This window comes from Pseudomonas sp. 22082, assembly GCF_052046055.1.
Taxonomy (GTDB): Bacteria; Pseudomonadota; Gammaproteobacteria; order Pseudomonadales; family Pseudomonadaceae; genus Aquipseudomonas; species Aquipseudomonas pharyngis.
Genome location: NZ_JBQEQB010000023.1, coordinates 115,896 through 135,684, shown reverse-complemented (window position 1 = coordinate 135,684; position 19,789 = coordinate 115,896). Strand labels below are relative to the sequence as shown.

Below are 19,789 nucleotides of genomic sequence, written 5' to 3'. Positions count from 1 at the left end.
AGAGCACGGGATTGTGACTCCCGTTGTCGTGGGTTCGATCCCCATCGTCCACCCCATATTTCGAAAGGCGCCAGATGTAACAGTCTGGCGCCTTTGCTTTAAAAGCTTCATCTGCGGATGTGGTGGAATTGGTAGACACACTGGATTTAGGTTCCAGCGCCGCGAGGCGTAAGAGTTCGAGTCTCTTCATCCGCACCAATCAAAGCTTCATTCATGCCATTGGCCGGGTGAAGTTCTACAAAGAAGTTGTTTGGCTTCTTTGGCACGCAATATGGTGGGCGTAGCTCAGTTGGTAGAGCACGGGATTGTGACTCCCGTTGTCGTGGGTTCGATCCCCATCGTCCACCCCATATTCCGAAAGGCGCCAGATTTAACAGTCTGGCGCCTTTTTTGTTTTACGGTTTCGGATTTCGGCGGCTGCAGGTTTCGGGTCGCAGGGCAGGGTGCTTCGTCGTATTAATGTTGCTCGATGATGCTGCGCTGTCCGCCGGCCTTGCTTGCGAGGTTGGCTGTCAGGGAGATGATTCAACCGCCTCTATATATAGAAGAGGTTGGCGCAGAGCCCTGGCTTGAATTGGCTGTATTTGCTAACAGGGCGAGGCGCAACCGCTTGTCCCCGCCTTCAAATGGCCTGCTGTTTTTTTACCCGTTTTCAGTAGGGTGACTTCTTGAGTTTGACCTACTAGAATGCTTGCCCTTGATTCTTGGGTCGGAAACGGCCGGCTAACGTCTGTGCAACGAGGAATATCCATGCAAGTTTCTGTTGAAAATACTACTGCTCTTGAGCGCCGCATGAGCATCACCGTGCCGGCTGAGCGCATCGAGACTCAGGTCAACAAGCGTCTGCAGCAGACTGCCCAAAAGGCCAAGATTGCTGGCTTCCGTCCAGGCAAAGTGCCAATGAGCGAAATCAAGCGCCGTTTCGGTGCTGATGCGCGCCAGGAAGCGATCGGCGACGTGATCCAGTCCTCCTTCTACGAAGCTGTGGTTGAGCAGAAGCTGAACCCGGCCGGTTCGCCGTCGATCGAGCCTAAGTCGCTCGAAGCTGGCAAGGACCTGGAATACGTAGCCGTATTCGAAGTGTTCCCTGAGTTCACCGTTGCCGGCTTCGAAGGTATCACCGTTGAGCGCCTGAGCGCTGACGTGGCTGACGCCGATCTGGACAAGATGCTGGACATCCTGCGCAAGCAGAACACCCGTTTCGAAGTGGCCGATCGTGCTGCCCAGAACGAAGACCAGTTGAACATCGATTTCGTTGGCAAGGTTGACGGCGAAGTGTTCGCTGGCGGTTCCGCCAAGGGCACTCAGCTGGTACTGGGTTCCGGCCGCATGATCCCTGGCTTCGAAGAAGGCCTGGTCGGCGCTAAAGCCGGCGAAGAGCGCGTTCTGAACCTGACCTTCCCAGAGGACTATCAGAACCTGGACCTGGCTGGCAAAACCGCCGAGTTCACTGTGACTGTAAACACCGTTTCCGAGCCAAAGCTGCCAGAGCTGAACGAAGAGTTCTTCGCTCAATTCGGCATCAAGGAAAGCGGCATCGACGGTTTCCGCACCGAAGTTCGCAAGAACATGGAGCGTGAACTGCGTCAGGCGATCAAATCCAAGGTCAAGAATCAGGTAATGGACGGTCTGCTGGCCACCAACCCGATCGAAGTGCCTAAGGCTCTGCTGTCCAACGAAGTTGACCGTCTGCGCGTGCAGGCTGTCCAGCAGTTCGGCGGCAACATCAAGCCAGACCAACTGCCGGCCGAGCTGTTCGAAGAACAAGCCAAGCGTCGCGTTGTCCTGGGTCTGATCGTGGCCGAAGTGGTCAAGCAGTTCGATCTGAAGCCAGACGAAGCCCGCGTTCGTGAAATGATTCAGGAAATGGCTTCGGCTTACCAGGAGCCTGAGCAGGTCGTGTCCTGGTACTACAAGAACGACCAGCAACTGAACGAAGTTCGTTCGGTTGTGCTGGAAGAACAAGTTGTGGATACTGTTCTGCAGAAAGCTAGCGTGACCGACAAATCGGTCTCTTACGAAGAAGCGGTCAAGCCGGTAGAAGCTCCAAAAGCCGACTGATTGTTTTTGCGTTAGAAGCACACACCATAAGCCAGCCTTCGAGCTGGCTTATGCGTATTCAAGACATGACTATTTGGGAGTGACTGCAGAGCATGTTCCGTAATTCCTATATTCAGCAGAACTCTGATATCCAGGCCGCCGGCGGCCTGGTCCCGATGGTTGTCGAGCAATCTGCTCGTGGCGAGCGCGCTTATGACATCTACTCGCGTCTTCTCAAGGAACGAGTAATCTTTCTGGTGGGGCCGGTAGAGGACTACATGGCCAACCTGATTTGCGCGCAATTGCTGTTCCTTGAAGCGGAAAACCCGGACAAGGACATCCATCTTTATATCAACTCCCCGGGCGGTTCGGTGACAGCGGGCATGTCGATCTACGACACCATGCAGTTCATCAAGCCAAACGTATCGACTACCTGTATCGGTCAGGCGTGCAGCATGGGCGCATTCCTGCTGACGGCCGGTGCACCTGGCAAGCGTTTCTGCCTGCCGAACTCGCGCGTGATGATTCACCAGCCACTGGGCGGTTTCCAGGGTCAGGCATCGGACATCGAAATCCATGCCAAGGAAATCCTCTTCATCCGCGAGCGTCTGAACACGCTGATGGCCAAGCACAGCGGCCGTACGCTTGAAGAAATCGAGCGCGACACCAACCGCGACAACTTCATGAGTGCAGAAGCTGCGAAGGAATATGGTCTGATCGACGAAGTGATCAACCAGCGCCCAGCTTAAAAATAAGCAGCTCAAAATAGGCTTGGTCGGCGCGTCTGATCAGCGGCGGGCTTGAAAAAGCCCGCAATAGCCTTCATCTTGTGTTGCAAGCCTATCGGATTTGGATCGAACGAATGACTGACACCCGCAACGGCGAGGACAACGGCAAGCTGCTCTATTGCTCCTTCTGTGGCAAAAGCCAGCATGAAGTACGCAAATTGATTGCCGGCCCCTCGGTCTTTATCTGCGACGAGTGCGTCGACCTGTGCAATGACATCATCCGCGAGGAGGTGCAGGAAGCACAGGCCGAAAGCAGCGCGCATAAATTGCCTTCGCCTAAAGAAATCAGCGGCATCCTTGATCAATATGTCATTGGTCAGGAGCGTGCCAAGAAGGTTCTGGCAGTAGCGGTGTACAACCACTACAAGCGTCTGAACCAGCGTGACAAAAAGGCTGACGACGTCGAACTCGGCAAGAGCAACATCCTGCTGATCGGCCCGACAGGCTCCGGTAAAACCCTGCTGGCCGAAACCCTGGCCCGCTTGCTGAACGTTCCGTTCACCATCGCCGACGCAACCACCCTCACCGAGGCGGGTTACGTGGGTGAAGACGTCGAGAACATCATTCAGAAGCTGCTGCAGAAGTGCGATTACGACGTAGAGAAAGCCCAGATGGGCATTGTCTACATCGACGAAATCGACAAGATTTCGCGCAAGTCCGACAACCCGTCGATCACCCGGGACGTTTCCGGTGAAGGCGTGCAGCAGGCCTTGCTCAAGCTGATCGAAGGCACGGTCGCTTCCGTACCACCACAAGGTGGCCGCAAGCATCCGCAGCAGGAATTCCTTCAGGTTGATACCCGTAACATCCTGTTCATCTGCGGTGGCGCATTCTCCGGTCTGGAGAAGGTCATTCAGAACCGTTCCACCAAGGGTGGTATCGGTTTCAACGCAGAAGTGCGCAGCAAGGAAGAAGGCAAGAAAGTCGGTGAATCCCTGCGTGAAGTCGAGCCTGACGATCTGGTCAAGTTCGGTCTGATCCCGGAATTCGTCGGTCGTCTGCCGGTCCTGGCGACGCTGGACGAGCTGGATGAGGCTGCTTTGATGCAGATTCTCACCGAGCCGAAAAATGCCCTGACCAAACAGTATGCCAAGCTGTTCGAGATGGAAGGCGTGGATCTGGAATTCCGGTCCGACGCGCTGAAATCGGTCGCCAAGCGTGCCCTGGAACGTAAAACCGGTGCCCGTGGCCTGCGTTCGATTCTCGAAGGTGTGCTGCTCGACACGATGTATGAAATCCCCTCGCAGTCCGAGGTGAGCAAAGTCGTGATCGATGAAAGCGTGATCGAAGGCACGTCCAAGCCACTGTATGTCTACGAAAACAGTGAGCCGGCTGCCAAGGCTGCACCGGACGCGTAAGCGCCCGGCCTGCCGGAACAAGGAAGGGGCCTTCGGGCCTCTTTTTTTTTATGTCGTTTTTTACATCCGCTTTGCGCTTGTTTTTTTTCAAGGCAACCCCCATCTTGGTTTCAAGCTTAATTCCATCTGATTACGGCCATATGGCCGCCGTAGAGGCGAAATCATGAAGACCACCATCGAATTGCCTCTCCTGCCATTGCGTGATGTCGTTGTGTATCCGCACATGGTTATCCCGCTGTTCGTGGGGCGCGAGAAATCCATCGAAGCCCTCGAGGCCGCGATGACGGGCGACAAGCAGATCCTGCTGCTGGCCCAGAGAAACCCGGCTGACGATGATCCCGGTGAAGAAGCTCTCTATCGCGTAGGTACTATCGCCACCGTTCTGCAGCTGCTGAAACTGCCGGACGGCACCGTCAAGGTTCTGGTCGAAGGCGAGCAGCGTGGCGCTGTCGAGCGCTTCAGCGAAGTCGATGGCCACTGCCGTGCCGAAGTGTCGCTGATCGACGAGGTCGACGCCGCCGAGCGCGAATCCGAAGTGTTTGTGCGCAGCCTGTTGTCGCAGTTCGAACAATATGTGCAGTTGGGCAAGAAAGTCCCGGCTGAAGTCCTGTCGTCGCTCAACAGCATCGACGAGCCTGGCCGCCTGGTAGATACCATGGCCGCGCACATGGCGCTGAAGATCGAGCAGAAGCAGGAAATCCTCGAAATCATCGATTTGTCGGCCCGGGTCGAGCACGTTCTGGCCTTGCTGGACGCCGAGATCGACCTGCTGCAAGTCGAAAAACGCATTCGTGGCCGCGTCAAAAAGCAAATGGAGCGCAGTCAGCGCGAGTACTACCTGAATGAGCAGATGAAGGCCATTCAGAAAGAACTCGGCGACAGCGATGAAGGCCACAACGAAATTGAAGACCTGAAAAAGCGTATCGACGCTGCCGGTCTGCCGAAAGACGCGCTGGCCAAGGCCACTGCCGAGCTGAACAAGCTCAAGCAAATGTCGCCGATGTCCGCTGAAGCCACCGTGGTGCGCTCGTACATCGACTGGCTGGTTCAAGTGCCGTGGAAGGCCCAGAGCAAGGTACGTCTGGACCTGGCCCGTGCCGAAGACATTCTCGACGCCGATCACTACGGCCTCGAAGAGGTCAAGGAACGCATCCTTGAATACCTCGCCGTGCAGAAGCGCGTGAAGAAAATCCGTGGCCCGGTGTTGTGCCTGGTCGGTCCTCCGGGCGTGGGTAAAACCTCGCTGGCCGAGTCGATCGCCCATGCCACCAACCGCAAATTCGTGCGAATGGCCCTCGGTGGCGTGCGTGACGAAGCGGAAATCCGTGGTCACCGTCGGACCTACATCGGTTCGATGCCAGGAAGATTGATTCAAAAGATGACAAAAGTGGGTGTCCGCAACCCGCTGTTCCTGCTCGATGAAATCGACAAAATGGGCAGCGACATGCGTGGCGACCCGGCGTCGGCGTTGCTGGAAGTGCTTGATCCGGAGCAGAACCACAACTTCAACGATCACTATCTGGAAGTCGATTACGACCTCTCGGATGTGATGTTCCTGTGCACCTCGAACTCGATGAACATTCCACCGGCGCTGCTGGACCGGATGGAAGTCATCCGTCTGCCGGGCTACACCGAAGACGAGAAGATCAACATCGCGGTCAAGTACCTGTCGCCCAAGCAGGTTGCAGCCAACGGCCTGAAGAAGGGCGAGCTGGAATTCGACGAAGAAGCGATCCGCGACATCATTCGTTACTACACCCGCGAAGCCGGTGTGCGTGGCCTCGAGCGGCAGATTGCCAAGGTCTGCCGCAAGGCGGTCAAAGAGCACGCGCTGGAAAAACGCTTCTCGGTAAAAGTGACAGCTGATCTGCTGGAACATTTCCTCGGCGTTCGCAAGTTCCGCTACGGTCTGGCCGAGCAGCAGGATCAGATTGGTCAAGTGACCGGCCTGGCCTGGACTCAGGTGGGCGGCGAACTGCTGACCATCGAAGCCGCTGTGGTGCCGGGTAAAGGTCAGCTGATCAAGACCGGTTCGCTGGGTGACGTAATGGTCGAATCGATCACTGCGGCCCTGACCGTTGTGCGCAGCCGTGCCAAGAGCCTGGGTATCCCCCTGGACTTCCACGAGAAGCGCGACACGCACATCCACATGCCGGAAGGTGCTACGCCGAAAGACGGCCCGAGCGCTGGTGTAGGCATGTGTACCGCGCTGGTGTCGGCTTTGACGGGTATTCCTGTGCGCGCCGATGTCGCCATGACCGGCGAGATCACCCTGCGTGGTCAAGTTCTCGCCATTGGCGGTCTGAAGGAAAAACTGCTGGCCGCTCACCGTGGCGGAATCAAGACAGTGATTATTCCGGAAGAGAACGTGCGCGATCTGAAGGAGATTCCTGACAATATCAAGCAGGATCTGCAGATCAAACCGGTTAAATGGATTGACGAGGTCCTGCAAATTGCGCTGCAATACGCGCCGGAGCCCTTGCCGGATGTGGCTCCGGAGATAGTTGCCAAGGACGAAAAACGTGAGTCTGACTCTAAGGAAAGAATTAGCACGCATTAATACGCTTTTGCCTGGGGGGCTTCCTTGACAGCTTTTTAGAGCCCTTGTTATAAAGCGGCTCTTAAGTGTCTGTAGGCCATTCAGCACTCGTTTTTGCTTTCACCAAAAAACTTAGAATCATACTCAAATAGATATAAGGGGACTTAGAGTGAACAAGTCGGAACTGATTGATGCTATCGCTGCATCCGCTGATATCCCGAAAGCTGCTGCTGGCCGTGCGCTGGACGCTGTAATCGAATCCGTCACTGGCGCTCTCAAGGCTGGCGACTCCGTTGTTCTGGTTGGTTTCGGTACTTTCTCCGTGACTGATCGTCCAGCTCGCATCGGTCGTAACCCACAGACCGGCAAGACTCTGGAAATCGCGGCAGCCAAAAAACCAGGTTTCAAAGCCGGTAAAGCCCTGAAAGAAGCCGTCAACTAAGTTTGATTCAGGTTTTTACCCATCCGGGTCGGGGTCATGCCTGACTTGGCAGCGGAGCGGTAGAGCAGGCGGTTGGAATAGCTGCCTGTCACACCGGGATCGAGGGTTCGAGCCCTGTCCGCTCCGCCAGTTACGAGAAGGCGCATCCTCGGATGCGCCTTTCTTCTATCCGGATTCTACCCACGCTCCACGGTTGCCTAATTTTGAAGTTCAACCGTTTCTGGGGGACGCATGCTGCAGAATATCAGGGACAATTCACAAGGCTGGATTGCCAAGACCATTATCGGGGTCATCGTTGCACTGATGGCTCTGACCGGTTTCGACGCCATTTTCCAGGCCACGACTCACAAGAATGAGGCGGCCAAGGTCAACGGCGAAGAAATCAGCCAGAACGAGCTGAGCCAGGCGGTGGATATGCAACGCCGTCAGCTGATGCAACAACTGGGCAAGGACTTCGACGCTTCCTTGCTGGACGAAAAAATGCTGCGCGAATCGGCCCTCAAGGGTCTGATCGATCGCAAGCTGCTGCTGCAAGGCGCAGAACAATCGAAATTCGCTTTCTCCGAAGCGGCCCTGGACCAAGTGATCCTGCAGACGCCTGAATTCCAGGTCGACGGCAAGTTCAGTTCCGACCGTTTCGATCAGGTGATCCGTCAACTGGGCTACAGCCGCATGCAGTTCCGCCAGATGCTGGCTCAGGAAATGCTGATCGGCCAACTGCGCGCCGGTGTGGCGGGCAGCGGTTTCGTGACCGACGCTCAGGTGCTGGCCTTCGCCCGTCTGGAAAAACAGACCCGCGACTTCGCCACGCTGAACATCAAGGCTGACCCTTCGGCCGTGAAGCTGACTGATGACGAGGTCAAGGCCTACTACGACGAGCACGCCAAGGAATTCATGACCCCGGATCAAGTGGTCATCGATTACCTGGAGTTGAAGAAGGCTTCGTTCTTCGACCAGGTCGCCGTCAAGGACGAAGACCTGCAGGCGGCGTATCAGAAAGAGATCGCCAACCTGTCGGAACAGCGTCGTGCGGCGCACATTCTGATCGAAGTCAACGACAAGACTACCGAAGCGCAGGCCAAGGCGAAGATCGAAGAAGTCCAGGCGCGTCTGGCCAAGGGCGAGAAGTTCGAAGCGCTGGCCAAGGAGTTCTCGCAGGATCCGGGTTCGGCCAACAATGGCGGTGACCTCGGTTATGCCGGTCCTGGCGTTTACGACCCAGCCTTCGAGAAAGCCCTGTATTCGCTGAACAAGGATCAGGTTTCCGAGCCGGTTCGCACCGACTTCGGGTTCCACCTGATCAAGCTGCTGGGTGTCGAGGCGCCTGAAGTGCCGACTCTGGCCAGCCTGAAAGACAAGCTGACCCGCGAGCTGAAAACCCAGCAGGTCGAGCAGCGTTTCGTGGAGGCGACCAAGCAACTGGAAGACTCTTCGTTCGAAGCATCCGACCTGGCCCAGCCGGCGCAGGATCTGAAACTGACCGTGCACACCTCCAAGCCGTTCGGCCGTGAAGGTGGCGAAGGCGTTGCAGCCAACCGTGCCGTTGTGACGGCCGCGTTCAGCACCGAAGTGCTGGAAGAGGGTGCCAACAGCACCGCCATCGAGCTGGATCCGGAAACCGTGATCGTGCTGCGCGCCAAGGAGCACCTCAAGCCGACTCAATTGCCGCTGGAAAGCGTGGCCACCGCCATTCGCACCCAGTTGACCAAAGAGCATGCCAGCGCGGCTGCCAAGACCAAGGCGGAGCAACTGATCGCCAGTCTGCGTGATGGCAAGACCCCGCTGGACAAGGCGGTGGACGGTCAGAGCTGGAAAGTCACTGAAGCGGCGAACCGCGCTCAGGAAGGCGTTGATCCAGCGGTGCTCCAAGCGTTGTTCCGCATGCCGAAACCGGCCGCCAAGGACAAGCCGACCTTCACCAGCGTGACGCTGGCGGACGGTAGCCTGACCATCGTGCGTCTTAACGGCGTGAACGAAGCAGCGGCTCCGACCGATGAAGAGAAAGCGCAGTACCGTCGCTTCCTCGCCTCGCGTGTGGGCCAGCAAGACTTCGCGGCGTACCGCAAGCAGCTGGAAGCCGAAGCCGACATCAAGCGTTTCTGATGCCTGGCTGAGCCGCAAGACCCGAGCCCCGGATGAAAATCCGGGGCTTTTTTATGCGTGCTATCCGGCGTTCGGGAAGCCATGGCTCGGGGCATTGACGGTCGCATACAGGGTCAACAGCAATAGGCCCGCGACAATCCACGGGTAACTCCCGACGCCCAGGTTGTTCAGCAACAGACCGCCCGCAAGCCCGCCGCCGGCAATTCCGACATTCCACAGGGTCACCAGCATCGATTGCGCGGTGTCGGCAGCCTCCCTGGCGGTTTTCGCCAGGGCCGTCTGCAACAGCGAGGGCATCGCGCCGAATGCCAGGCCCCAGACGGCGGTGGCGGTGTAGACCTCGCCCGGCCATTCGCGCCACAGACCCAGTGCAATCGCCGACAGCAGGAACAGCGCCGCACTGACCAGAACCAATTGACGCAGCCAGCGATCAATCAGGCTGCCGACGATCCACAGGCTCAGTACCGACGCCAGGCCGAATACCAGCAACACCCGGTCGATTTCTCCGCCAAGTCCCGACGGTTCAAGAAATGGCGCGATGTAGGTGTACAGAAGGTTGTGCGCGACGACGTAGGACAAAGTCACAAACAACACCGATCGCACGCCCGGCAAGGTAAACACCTGACGCAGTGGCAGGCGCTTTCCGGCGCGTTCACCGGCGAAATCCGGCACTTGCCAGCGCACCCAGATCACCAGCAGCAACGTCAGCCCGGTCATGATCGCAAAGCTCAGACGCCAGCCGACCGCCGTGCCCAGCAGCGTCCCGGCCGGAATGCCCAGCGACAGCGCAAGCGGCGCCCCGAGCATGGCCACCGTAATCGCCCGGCCCTGCAAATGAGGTGCGACCATCCGGCTCGCGTACCCGGCCAGCAGAGCCCAGAGCAGCCCGGCGAACACGCCTGCGATCAAGCGTGCAATCAGGGTCAGCCAGTACAGTTCCGACAGTGCAGTGATGCTGTTGGCGATGGCAAATCCACCAATGGCCGACAGCAGCAGCGGGCGTCGGCGCCAGCCTCGGGTGGCAATGGTGAGCGGAATCGCCGCCAGCATCGAACCGATGGCGTACAGCGTGACCAGTTGCCCGATCAGTGCCTGAGAGACATCAAGCCCCGCGCTCATCTGCGGCAGCAGGCCGGCGGGCATCGCCTCGGTCAGCACGGTGATGAAGCCGGCGGTGGCCAGCGCGAGCAGTGTGCCCAGCGGTAGTCGTTCATCGTGCTGGACGCTATTGGTCAGCGGTGTAGAGGTGAGTTGCGCATCGTTCATGATCCAGCATCCCTTTTGCCGAGAAAGACGAAGGCCATAGGGTAGGGCGCTGCACATTCGGGAAAAACAGGTTAGGGTTCCGAACATCTCGGACAAGAATGTCGTGAATCAGGGAGGGATGAATGGACAGCCTGGGCAGTATTTCAGTGTTTGTGCAGGTGGCGGAAACCCGCAGCTTTACCGAGGCCGGCCGCTTGCAGGGCGTGTCTTCGTCGGCGGTCGGCAAAAGCATTGCCCGACTGGAGGCACGACTCAATGTGCGGTTGTTTCACCGCACCACTCGCAGCATCACGCTGACCAGTGAAGGCGCGCTGTTTCTTGAACGTTGCCGCAAGATCCTCGCCGAAGTGGAGGCGGCGGAATTTGAACTGTGCGATGCCGCAGCGGCGCCTCACGGCAAGTTGCGGGTCAGCCTGCCGCAGGTGCATGACCTGGTGATGCCGGTCATGAACGAATTCATGGCGCTGTACCCGCAGATCGAACTGGATCTGGACCTGACTGATCGCATGGTCGATGTCGTTGAGGAGGGCTTCGATGCGGTGATCCGAACGGGTAAACCGCGAGACTCGCGACTCATGGCACGACCGTTGGGCGAGTTTCACATGGTGTTGGTGGCCAGCCCCGCGTATCTGCGCGAGCGCGGCGAGCCGCTGACCCCGGCCGATCTGGCGGAGCACGCCTGCCTGCGCCATACGTTTCACGCCACCGGCAAACTGGAGTCCTGGCCGTTCAAACGCGAGGAGGGCGCTCCCGAGCCGACCCTGCCGACACGCCTGGTCAGTACGTCGATCGAAGCCGTGCGGCATGCAGCGCTGGCGGGCATGGGCATCGCCTGTCTGCCGGACTTCATGATCTTCGAGGCGCAGCAGCAGGGTCGCCTGCAGCGCGTGCTGGATGAGCATCTGGAGCACGTCGGACAGTTCTGGGTGCTGTGGCCGTCGAGCCGGCATGCAACCGCCAAGTTGCGGGTGTTCATCGATCATTTATCGGCGCGACTTTTTCCTGCCACTGAAGGTCGATAGAGTTGTAACTGTTTTAAGACACTAATCCATACGCCGCGGGGCAGCGATCTGTTGCACAATACGCCCCGGACCGTTTTTCCTCAGGATGTTTAATGTTGAATTCTATTCCCGTGCGTTTCATCGGGTTGGCGTTGTTGCTGACCGCCGCTGCCGGCTGCTCCAAGGACAAGCCCATCTACGAGCATGAGAATTTCGACGACTCCGGCACCTTTTCGCGCAATTACCCGGTGACCGACACCGCCAGTTGCGAAGCGGCCCGCCGAGCGTTGCTCAGCCAGGGCTACATCATTACCAGCAATGACCCGAAACTGGTCAGCGGACACAAGAGCTTCCAGCAGACCGGCGAAACCCACCTGGAGATCAGCTTCAACGTGGTATGCGCCGATGATGGCAGCGCAGGCCATCACGCCACCGTGTTCGCCAATGCCCTGCAGGACCGCTACGCGCTGAAGAAGACCAACAACTCGGCCAGCCTCGGTGTCGGCGTGTTGGGCTCGGTTTCGATGCCGATCGGCTCGTCTGACGATTCGATGGTCAAGGTCGCCAGTGAAACCGTGTCGTCGCAGAAGTTCTACGAGCGCTTCTTCACGCTGGTCGAGTTGTTCCTGCCGGCCGAAGCGAAGAAGGCCGCGCACATCACCGAAAAACCGAAGACCGACCTGGGTGTGCCGGAAGCCAAAGCGGCACCGGCTCCGCTGGTTCCAGCCCCCGCGGCTGAACCGACCCCGGCCCCAGCACCGGCCGCCGAGCCCGCTGCAGCACCTGCGCCAGCACCTGCAGAAGCGACCCCGGCCAGTTCCGAGCCGGTAGCGCCGCCAGCGGAAGCGGCGCCGATTACCCCGGCACCGGTTACCGAGCCCGCGCCCGCCACGGAAACCATCACGCCACCGGCCAATCCGACGGATATACCGCCGCCCTCCGAGCCGATTCCGGCCATGCCTGCCTCCGGGCAGTAAACTTCACGCCACGCCTCCGACTCCTGTCGGACGCGTGGCGTTTTGTTGTCTCCCTTGAGCTTTTTCCTGCAAGCCTCGTCGAAAAATATCCCGCGATAAATTCCTGACCGCCTGCTACGTTTATTTCATGAAGGCCGTGTTTCATTTTTCCTTCACACGGGCACTTTATGCTCGAGGCACTGGTCATTTGTTCCAGGCCATTTCAAGCAAGCGTCAGGGGGGATTACGCAATGGATGACTATCAAGAAGAACTGCTCGAATTCCAGGCCTTTGAGCTGGATTCACCAGAGCCTGCGGAAGACGCCACCGAGCTGTAAGGCGTCAGCCTGTCTTGCGGTGACTGCGGCGAAATTCGCCCGGTGTCTGGCCGTTCCAGCGCTTGAAGGCGCGCTGGAAAGCTTCGGCCGAGGCGAAGCCCAGCAGGTAGGCAATTTCACCGAATGCCAGTTCGGTGTCGCGGATGTAGGTCATTGCCAAGTCACGGCGGGTGTCATTGAGGATCGCGCGAAACTGCGTGCCTTCCTCGGCCAGTTTGCGCCGTAACGTCCAGGTCGGCAGCTTCAGGCGTGTCGCCACTTCTTCCAGGTCGGGTTCCCGGCCACCATTGAGCAACGGCCCGAGCAATTGCGTGATGCGTTCGCGCAGGCTGCGGGTGCGGGTCAGTTGTTCCAGTTCCCGTTCACACAAACCGAGCAAATGTTTCCAGGTGCTGGGGCAATGCTCCGGGTTGCGTTGGGCCAGGCTGGTGAGGCTCAGGCGCAGTTGATTGTGTTCAGCGCCGAACTGGATCGGGCATTCGCCGAGTACGGCATAAGCGTCGCGATAATCCGGACTGTCGAATTCGATCTCGATCCGTTCGGCGCGCAAGGGCTCAGGGCTGACGCTCGACAGCTGATGCAGCCAGCCGGCAATGATCGAATCCACCACAAAGCGGTTGTAAGCGTTGTACGGGCTGATTGAGTAGAAGCGCAGCCAAGCACCGCTGGCGTCCTCGTGGAAACTCGACTGGCCACGATAGTTGGAGCCGTACAAGGGCTCGAAGCGAGTCAGGCAGCGAGCGGCTTCGCGTACGGTCGGTGCCTGCGCAGCGGTGACACCGGCCAGCCCGGCCTGACTCAGGCGACTGAGCCGGCCCATGCGCAAACCCAGTGCCGGGTCGCCGGTCAGCTGGATCGCGCCATGCCCCAGGCGCATGTAGCGCGGGATCGACAGGCGCGCCCCGGCTTCGGCCAGTCGTGCGGTGTCCAAACCGTACTGTTCGAGCAATGGCAGCGGGTCGATCTCATGGCTGCGCACGGCATCGGCCAGGCTGTGGACGAAGCCCACCGACAGATCCCCGAGACGCATCGGCAGCGGCTTCACGGTTTACAACCAGAGGTTCAGCAGGCGCGCGCCGCGGGCTTCGCTGTCGGCGAATTGCTGGCCGTTGCTACTGAGGAAACTTTGCCCGGCGCTCGGCTTGTCCCAGAACTGCCCGCGCAGAAACACACTCATACCGGCCAGCGCCTTGCTGGCCGGCGGTTGCGCGGTCAGGGTCAGTTGGTGCCAGGCCTGGCCTACACTGACTGCTCCCGGTTTCAGGCTGACCGAGTCCGGCACGCTCGAGCCTTTGTAACCCTTCCAGGGTTGATCCCACACGCCATGACCGACGACAAACGCGGGCACCGCGATCAGCTGCGCGCCTTGCTCGTCGAGTTTGCGGTAGTTGTCCGGGTACCAGCTGTCGTTGCCGATCAACACGCCGAGGCGTCCGGCCGGGGTGTCGATCACATTGAACCGCGAAGCTTCTCGGGTGCCGGAGTCATCCTGATCGAAGACCGGACGCATCTGCCGCTGTGGCTGGCCGAGCGGCGCGCCGTCACGACCAAACACCACCGTGCTGTTGTACAGCGCGCCGCTGCCGGCCTTGAGCCGGCCGTCGGTAATGTTCGGTTCAGGCAACACGATCGAGCCGGCCACCAGGGTGATGTGGAACTCCTTGGCCAATCCACCGAACAGAGCCTGATAGTCCTTGGCCATGTCCCGGGATTTCATGCGCAGGTGCGCGTCATCCAGACGGCTGCTGCCCTTGGCAGCGAGCCAGGCGCGAGCAAACTGCACCGGGTTGCTCGCCGCCAGCCAGTTCATCGCTTCGGCGAGGGTGGCGGCCTGGTACAGCTCGTCTTTCTCGCCGCTGATCATCAGCCAGGTGCCGACATGCTCCGGCAGGATGACCACGGTTTTATCATTCAACAGCCCCTGATCCTGCGCCTGCTGCAAATAGGCGGCGAGCTTGCGGTGCAGGCGTTCGGGGCTTTGGTAGTCGGTGGGGAACAGCTCGGGCTGGATGCCCAGCAGGTTGCCGCGATCGGCGGGCGTGCCCTGATCGACCGCCAGTTTGATCCGCAGGTCCGACAGGTAATGACCGGTCGGGCGGTCAGCCGCCCACATGGCGTAGAAGGTGAGCGCGGCGATGAGCGCCATGGAAAAAGTCAGGTACAGAAGTTTGCGCATGAAATCCAACAACAACCGGGTACAGGGTGTGCGGACAGGGTAGGGCGCCAGCCCCGGCTTGCCAAGGGGCGCTGCGCATTTGGATCAATAACTTGTCAGTTACGGTCATTGAGTGACAGCGATGCGACTCCTAATCTGTCGAACATGACTGACGGGGGACGCAGAGCTCCCGCATTTTCCGTGATCGCTCGCTGTGGAGTTAACGATGACCGCCACTCAATACCCGCACCTGTTGGCCCCGCTGGACCTGGGATTCACCACCTTGCGCAACCGCACCTTGATGGGCTCGATGCACACCGGCCTGGAAGAGAAACCGGGTGGTTTCGAACGCATGGCGGCGTATTTCGCCGAGCGTGCCCGTGGCGGCGTCGGCCTGATGGTCACCGGCGGTATTGGCCCGAACGACGAGGGCGGTGTGTACTCGGGCGCGGCCAAGCTGACCACCGAGGAAGAAGCGCTCAAGCACCGCATCGTCACCCGCGCCGTGCATGATGCGGGCGGCAAGATCTGCATGCAGATCCTTCACGCCGGCCGTTATGCCTACAGCCCGAAACAGGTCGCACCGAGCGCGATCCAGGCGCCGATCAACCCGTTCAAGCCCAAAGAACTGGACGAGGAAGGCATCGAGAAGCAGATCCGCGATTTCGTCACCTGCTCGGTACTGGCCCAGACCGCCGAGTACGACGGCGTGGAGATCATGGGCTCGGAGGGTTATTTCATTAACCAGTTCCTCGCGGCCCACACCAACCACCGCACCGACCGTTGGGGCGGCAGCTATGAAAACCGCATGCGCCTGCCGGTGGAAATCGTTCGCCGCGTACGTGAAGCGGTCGGCCCGAACTTCATCATCATCTTCCGTCTGTCGATGCTCGATCTGGTGGAAGGCGGCAGCACCTGGGAAGAAATCGTCACCCTGGCCAAAGCCATCGAGCAGGCCGGCGCAACCCTCATCAACACCGGCATCGGCTGGCACGAAGCGCGGATCCCGACCATCGCCACCAAAGTGCCGCGTGCGGCGTTCAGCAAGGTCACGGCCAAGCTGCGTGGCTCGGTGAATATTCCGCTGATCACCACCAACCGCATCAACACCCCGGAAGTTGCCGAGCAGATTCTGGCCGAAGGCGATGCCGACATGGTCTCGATGGCGCGGCCATTTCTTGCCGACCCGGACTTCGTCAACAAGGCTGCCGAAGGCCGCGCCGACGAAATCAACACCTGCATCGGCTGCAACCAGGCCTGCCTCGATCACACCTTCGGCGGCAAGCTCACCAGTTGCCTGGTCAACCCGCGTGCCTGCCACGAGACCGAGCTCAACTACCTGCCGGTCAAGCAGATCAAGAAGATCGCCGTGGTCGGTGCCGGTCCTGCCGGTCTGTCCGCTGCCACCGTGGCCGCCGAGCGCGGGCATCAGGTGACCTTGTTTGATTCGGCCAGCGAGATTGGCGGCCAGTTCAACGTCGCCAAACGTGTGCCGGGCAAGGAAGAGTTCTACGAAACTCTGCGTTACTTCAAACGCAAACTGCAGACCACCAACGTCGAGGTGTGCCTGAACACCCGCGTCGACGTGGCGAAACTGGTCGGGGGCGGTTACGACGAAGTCATTCTGGCGACCGGTATTGCGCCGCGTCTGCCGGCGATTCCGGGTGTCGAGAACGCCAAAGTGCTGAGCTACCTGGATGTGCTGCTCGAGCGCAAACCGGTCGGCAAGCGTGTGGCGGTGATCGGCGCTGGCGGTATCGGTTTCGACGTCTCGGAATTCCTCGTCCATGAAGGTGTGGCCACCAGTCAGGATCGCGCTGCGTTCTGGAAAGAGTGGGGCATCGACACGAATCTGGAAGCCCGTGGTGGCGTGGCCGGGATCAAGGCTGCACCGCACGCACCGGCCCGTGACGTGTTCCTGCTGCAACGCAAGAAGTCCAAGGTCGGCGACGGTCTGGGCAAGACCACCGGCTGGATTCACCGCACCGGTCTGAAGAACAAGCAGGTGCAGATGCTCAACAGCGTCGAATACCTGAAGATCGACGACGAAGGCCTGCACATCCGCATCGGCGAAACCGGCGAGCCGCAAGTGCTGCCGGTGGACAACATCGTCATCTGCGCCGGCCAGGATCCGCTGCGCGAGCTGCACGACGGTCTGATAGCAGCAGGGCAGAACGTGCACCTGATCGGCGGCGCCGATGTGGCGGCCGAACTGGATGCCAAGCGTGCGATCAATCAAGGCTCGCGTCTGGCCGCCGAGCTCTGATCCACCCTAGAATGCCGGCTCTTTGCACAGAGCCGGCCTTCATGTTTCTGCCTCCCACCGACTGGCTACCTCAAGCCCCCCTCGATCCCTTTCATCTGGACTGGCTCACTGCCGCCGGCATTGAAGTCGCGATCCTGCGTCTAGACCGCATCGATCCGCTGATCAGCGGCAACAAGTGGTTCAAACTCGTCGAACATCTGAAGGCCGCCGACCGCGCGGGTGCCGAAGGCATCATCAGCCTGGGCGGTGCGCACTCCAATCATCTGCATGCGCTGGCGGCTGCGGGCAAGCGCCTGGGATTCTCAACGGTCGGGCTGTTGCGCGGGCATCCGCAGGACACGCCGACGGTCAGGGATCTGCAGAATTTCGGCATGCAACTGCACTGGCTTGGTTACGGCGGCTATCGGGCGCGGCACGAGCCGGGGTTCTGGCAGCCGTGGCTGGCGCAGTATTCGACGCTGCATCCGGTGCCCGAAGGTGGCGGCGGTTTGCCGGGGGCGCAGGGTTGCGCGTCATTGAAGGATCAGGTCAGTCAACAACTCGGCAAGCTCGGCTGGGACGACTACCACGGTTGGTGGCTGGCCTGCGGCACGGGCACCACGCTCGCGGGATTGGTGCTGGCGGAGGCCGGTCAACACCCGGTGTATGGCGCAATGGCCGTGCCCGACGATCACGGCGTTGCGGCCAATGTCGAGGCGATTGTCGGTGACACCGGAGGCTTTGAGCTGATCGACGCCAGCCGTGGCGGTTTCGCCAAGGTCGATCCGACGTTGCTTGAGTTCATCGCGCAATCCGAGCAAGCCAGCGGCATTCCCCTCGAACCGCTGTACACCGGCAAAGCCTTGCTGGCACTCAAACAACAGATCGAGGCGGGCCGCTTTGCCCGGGGTTCACGCTTGATCGTTGTCCACACCGGCGGCTTGCAGGGCCGGCGCGGATTCGACGGTTAACCCTGGCTGCGCTTGGGCATCATCCGCAGCAGCGTGTTATCGCGTACCACGTAATGGTGATAGATCCCCGCCAGTGCATGCAGACCGATCAGCCAATAGCCAATCGTGCTGATCAGTACGTGCCAGTATTCAATCTGTTTGGCGAAGGCCTTGTCCTCACTCACCAAAAGCGGCAGGTCGAAACCGTAGAACATCACCTGGTGGCCCTCGGCGCTGGTGATCAGCCAGCCGAGGATCGGCATGCTGATCATGAACAGGTACAAGGCCCAGTGCATCAAGCGTGCGAGGGTGGTTTGCCATTGTGGCGAAGCCGGGAAGATTTTCGGCGCAGGCCCCAGGCTGCGAGCGAACAGGCGAAACCACACCAGCACGAACACAGTCAGCCCGAGCATGTAATGCACTTCGCGGATCAGCGTGCGACCACCACTGCCCTTGGGAAACAGCCCACGCAATTCCATGCTGGCGTACACCAGCACCAACAGCACCAGCATCAGCCAGTGCAACAGGATCGACACGGTGCTGTAACGGGATTCGGAATTTGTCCACGGCATACGGCGTTCCTCACGGTTCAGGGCTCAAGCGTGCCGTTCTGCGACGGCATGCCTTAACTGTAATCCCCTTTGGCGCGTTTGCCCCAGGCTAAAAAAGCTTTCACTGAGCTGCGTCAGCGATTTAGCTGAAAACCACCATGAAAAAACGCCAGTGTCGGGCAGACACTGGCGTTTTTGTTTGCCGCGATGGATGCAATCAGCTGCTTTGCGGCATCTCGCCGTTGGCCAGGCGCTTGTTGATGTCGGCGATCACTTCCGGCAGATCGCTGATGGTGTCGATCATGTAGTGCGGGCGCGAGCCTTCGAACAGCGCGTGAATGCGCTTGCGTTCGCTGGCCAGCGCATCGCTGCCCAGTGCGCGATAGTCTTGGTAATCCAGGCCCAGCGCATTGCCGGAGCAGATCAGCGCCACGGTCCACATCCCGGCGCGACGACCTTCGAGAATCCCCGGCACGGTGTCGTCGATCTTCACGCAGGCGGCGACATCGTCGATGCCCAGTGCAATCACGTTGGCCAGCGCTTGCGCAGGCCATGGGCGGCCGTTCGGCACTTCGTCGGTGGCGACGACGTGGTCGGCGACGTAGCCGTTGGTGGCGGCCAGTGCCACGACCTTGTCCATCACCTGCTTTGGATAACCGGAGCAGGAGCCGATCTTGATCCCTTGCTGACGCAGGTGGGCGATGGTCTCCAGTGCGCCGGGAATCAGCGCCGAGTGCTCGGCGATTTTCTCGATCTGCAGCGGCATGAAGCGGTTGTAGATCGCGGTGACATCATCGTCGGTCGGGGTGCGGCCGAACACCTTGCGATAGCGCTCGGCAACCTGCGGCTGATCGCACAGGGTGCGGATGTGATCCCATTTGCCCATGCCCATCGGGCCCCGGGCTTCTTCGATGGAAACCTGGACGTCGAACTCGGCGAAGGCTTCGACAAAAATCTGGGTCGGTGCGAAGGAACCGAAGTCGACCACGGTGCCGGCCCAGTCGAGGATGGCGGCTTGCAGCTGGGTTGGGTTGTTGTAGTTCATGGAGAAATCCTG

16 protein-coding genes and 2 tRNA genes are annotated in these 19,789 nt (G+C 59.7%); 13 read left to right on the top strand and 5 right to left on the bottom strand.

The features are described 5' to 3' along the window. Nucleotides 1–113 precede the first annotated feature (113 nt). The 8 genes from ACTJK9_RS24100 to ACTJK9_RS24065 all read left to right on the top strand — a co-directional run bounded on the left by ACTJK9_RS24100 (nt 114) and on the right by ACTJK9_RS24065 (nt 9,270). Nucleotides 114–198, top strand: a tRNA-Leu gene (locus ACTJK9_RS24100). 76 nt (nt 199–274) lie between these two features. Beyond that, nucleotides 275–350 (top strand) — tRNA-His (locus ACTJK9_RS24095). A 400-nt stretch (nt 351–750) separates the two neighbouring features. Continuing rightward, on the top strand, nt 751–2,061 hold the full coding sequence (gene tig, locus ACTJK9_RS24090) for a trigger factor (RefSeq protein WP_064597869.1): 1,311 nt from the start codon (nt 751–753) through the stop codon (nt 2,059–2,061). Between the two features lie 92 nt (nt 2,062–2,153). Beyond that, complete coding sequence (gene clpP / locus ACTJK9_RS24085) at nt 2,154–2,789, top strand: ATP-dependent Clp endopeptidase proteolytic subunit ClpP (protein ID WP_007951559.1); 636 nt, start codon at nt 2,154–2,156, stop codon at nt 2,787–2,789. A 113-nt stretch (nt 2,790–2,902) separates the two neighbouring features. Next, entirely contained in the window at nt 2,903–4,186 is a 1,284-nt protein-coding gene (clpX, locus tag ACTJK9_RS24080) for an ATP-dependent Clp protease ATP-binding subunit ClpX (RefSeq protein ID WP_064597867.1), read from the top strand. A 163-nt stretch (nt 4,187–4,349) separates the two neighbouring features. After that, nucleotides 4,350–6,746 (top strand): endopeptidase La, encoded by a 2,397-nt coding sequence (gene lon / locus ACTJK9_RS24075; RefSeq protein ID WP_039767614.1) that lies wholly within the window; start codon nt 4,350–4,352, stop codon nt 6,744–6,746. 148 nt (nt 6,747–6,894) lie between these two features. Beyond that, the gene (locus ACTJK9_RS24070; protein ID WP_002552737.1) at nt 6,895–7,167 is read left to right on the top strand and encodes an HU family DNA-binding protein; all 273 of its coding nucleotides are present in this window, start codon (nt 6,895–6,897) and stop codon (nt 7,165–7,167) included. Nucleotides 7,168–7,398: 231 nt separating this feature from the next. Continuing rightward, entirely contained in the window at nt 7,399–9,270 is a 1,872-nt protein-coding gene (locus tag ACTJK9_RS24065) for a SurA N-terminal domain-containing protein (protein ID WP_440816741.1), read from the top strand. A 60-nt stretch (nt 9,271–9,330) separates the two neighbouring features. On the opposite strand, the gene ACTJK9_RS24060 is transcribed toward ACTJK9_RS24065, so the two are convergent. Then, nucleotides 9,331–10,536 carry an MFS transporter gene (locus tag ACTJK9_RS24060; RefSeq protein WP_440816738.1) on the bottom strand — a complete coding sequence of 402 codons (1,206 nt, stop codon included), beginning with the start codon at nt 10,534–10,536 and terminating at the stop codon, nt 9,331–9,333. A gap of 122 nt (nt 10,537–10,658) precedes the next feature. Between ACTJK9_RS24060 and ACTJK9_RS24055 the strand changes: the two genes are divergently transcribed. The 3 genes from ACTJK9_RS24055 to ACTJK9_RS24045 all read left to right on the top strand — a co-directional run bounded on the left by ACTJK9_RS24055 (nt 10,659) and on the right by ACTJK9_RS24045 (nt 12,831). Beyond that, nucleotides 10,659–11,558, top strand: coding sequence for a LysR family transcriptional regulator (locus tag ACTJK9_RS24055; RefSeq protein WP_163975888.1), 900 nt, complete (start codon nt 10,659–10,661; stop codon nt 11,556–11,558). 92 nt (nt 11,559–11,650) lie between these two features. Further along, nucleotides 11,651–12,514, top strand: coding sequence for a DUF2242 domain-containing protein (locus ACTJK9_RS24050; RefSeq protein WP_085648238.1), 864 nt, complete (start codon nt 11,651–11,653; stop codon nt 12,512–12,514). A 167-nt stretch (nt 12,515–12,681) separates the two neighbouring features. Further along, the gene (locus ACTJK9_RS24045; RefSeq protein WP_178076487.1) at nt 12,682–12,831 is read left to right on the top strand and encodes a hypothetical protein; all 150 of its coding nucleotides are present in this window, start codon (nt 12,682–12,684) and stop codon (nt 12,829–12,831) included. A 4-nt stretch (nt 12,832–12,835) separates the two neighbouring features. Here ACTJK9_RS24045 and ACTJK9_RS24040 read toward each other — a convergent pair whose 3' ends face one another. Next, nucleotides 12,836–13,876: an AraC family transcriptional regulator gene (locus ACTJK9_RS24040; protein ID WP_221397703.1), complete on the bottom strand. Its 1,041-nt coding sequence runs from the start codon at nt 13,874–13,876 to the stop codon at nt 12,836–12,838. Nucleotides 13,877–13,879: 3 nt separating this feature from the next. Further along, nucleotides 13,880–15,007 carry a nitrilase-related carbon-nitrogen hydrolase gene (locus tag ACTJK9_RS24035; protein WP_085612714.1) on the bottom strand — a complete coding sequence of 376 codons (1,128 nt, stop codon included), beginning with the start codon at nt 15,005–15,007 and terminating at the stop codon, nt 13,880–13,882. Between the two features lie 205 nt (nt 15,008–15,212). On the opposite strand from ACTJK9_RS24035, the gene ACTJK9_RS24030 reads away from it, so the two are divergent. Further along, nucleotides 15,213–17,252, top strand: a complete 2,040-nt coding sequence (locus tag ACTJK9_RS24030) for an oxidoreductase (protein ID WP_440816733.1) — start codon at nt 15,213–15,215, stop codon at nt 17,250–17,252. Between the two features lie 41 nt (nt 17,253–17,293). Then, nucleotides 17,294–18,202 carry a 1-aminocyclopropane-1-carboxylate deaminase/D-cysteine desulfhydrase gene (locus ACTJK9_RS24025; protein ID WP_440816730.1) on the top strand — a complete coding sequence of 303 codons (909 nt, stop codon included), beginning with the start codon at nt 17,294–17,296 and terminating at the stop codon, nt 18,200–18,202. On the opposite strand, the gene ACTJK9_RS24020 is transcribed toward ACTJK9_RS24025, so the two are convergent. Together ACTJK9_RS24020 and phnX are read right to left on the bottom strand one after the other, a co-directional pair. Next, nucleotides 18,199–18,753 (bottom strand): cytochrome b, encoded by a 555-nt coding sequence (locus tag ACTJK9_RS24020; RefSeq protein ID WP_221397701.1) that lies wholly within the window; start codon nt 18,751–18,753, stop codon nt 18,199–18,201. The genes ACTJK9_RS24025 and ACTJK9_RS24020 overlap by 4 nt on opposite strands. Before the next feature lie 196 nt (nt 18,754–18,949). After that, nucleotides 18,950–19,777 (bottom strand): phosphonoacetaldehyde hydrolase, encoded by an 828-nt coding sequence (phnX, locus tag ACTJK9_RS24015; protein WP_440816726.1) that lies wholly within the window; start codon nt 19,775–19,777, stop codon nt 18,950–18,952. Nucleotides 19,778–19,789: the final 12 nt, after the last annotated feature.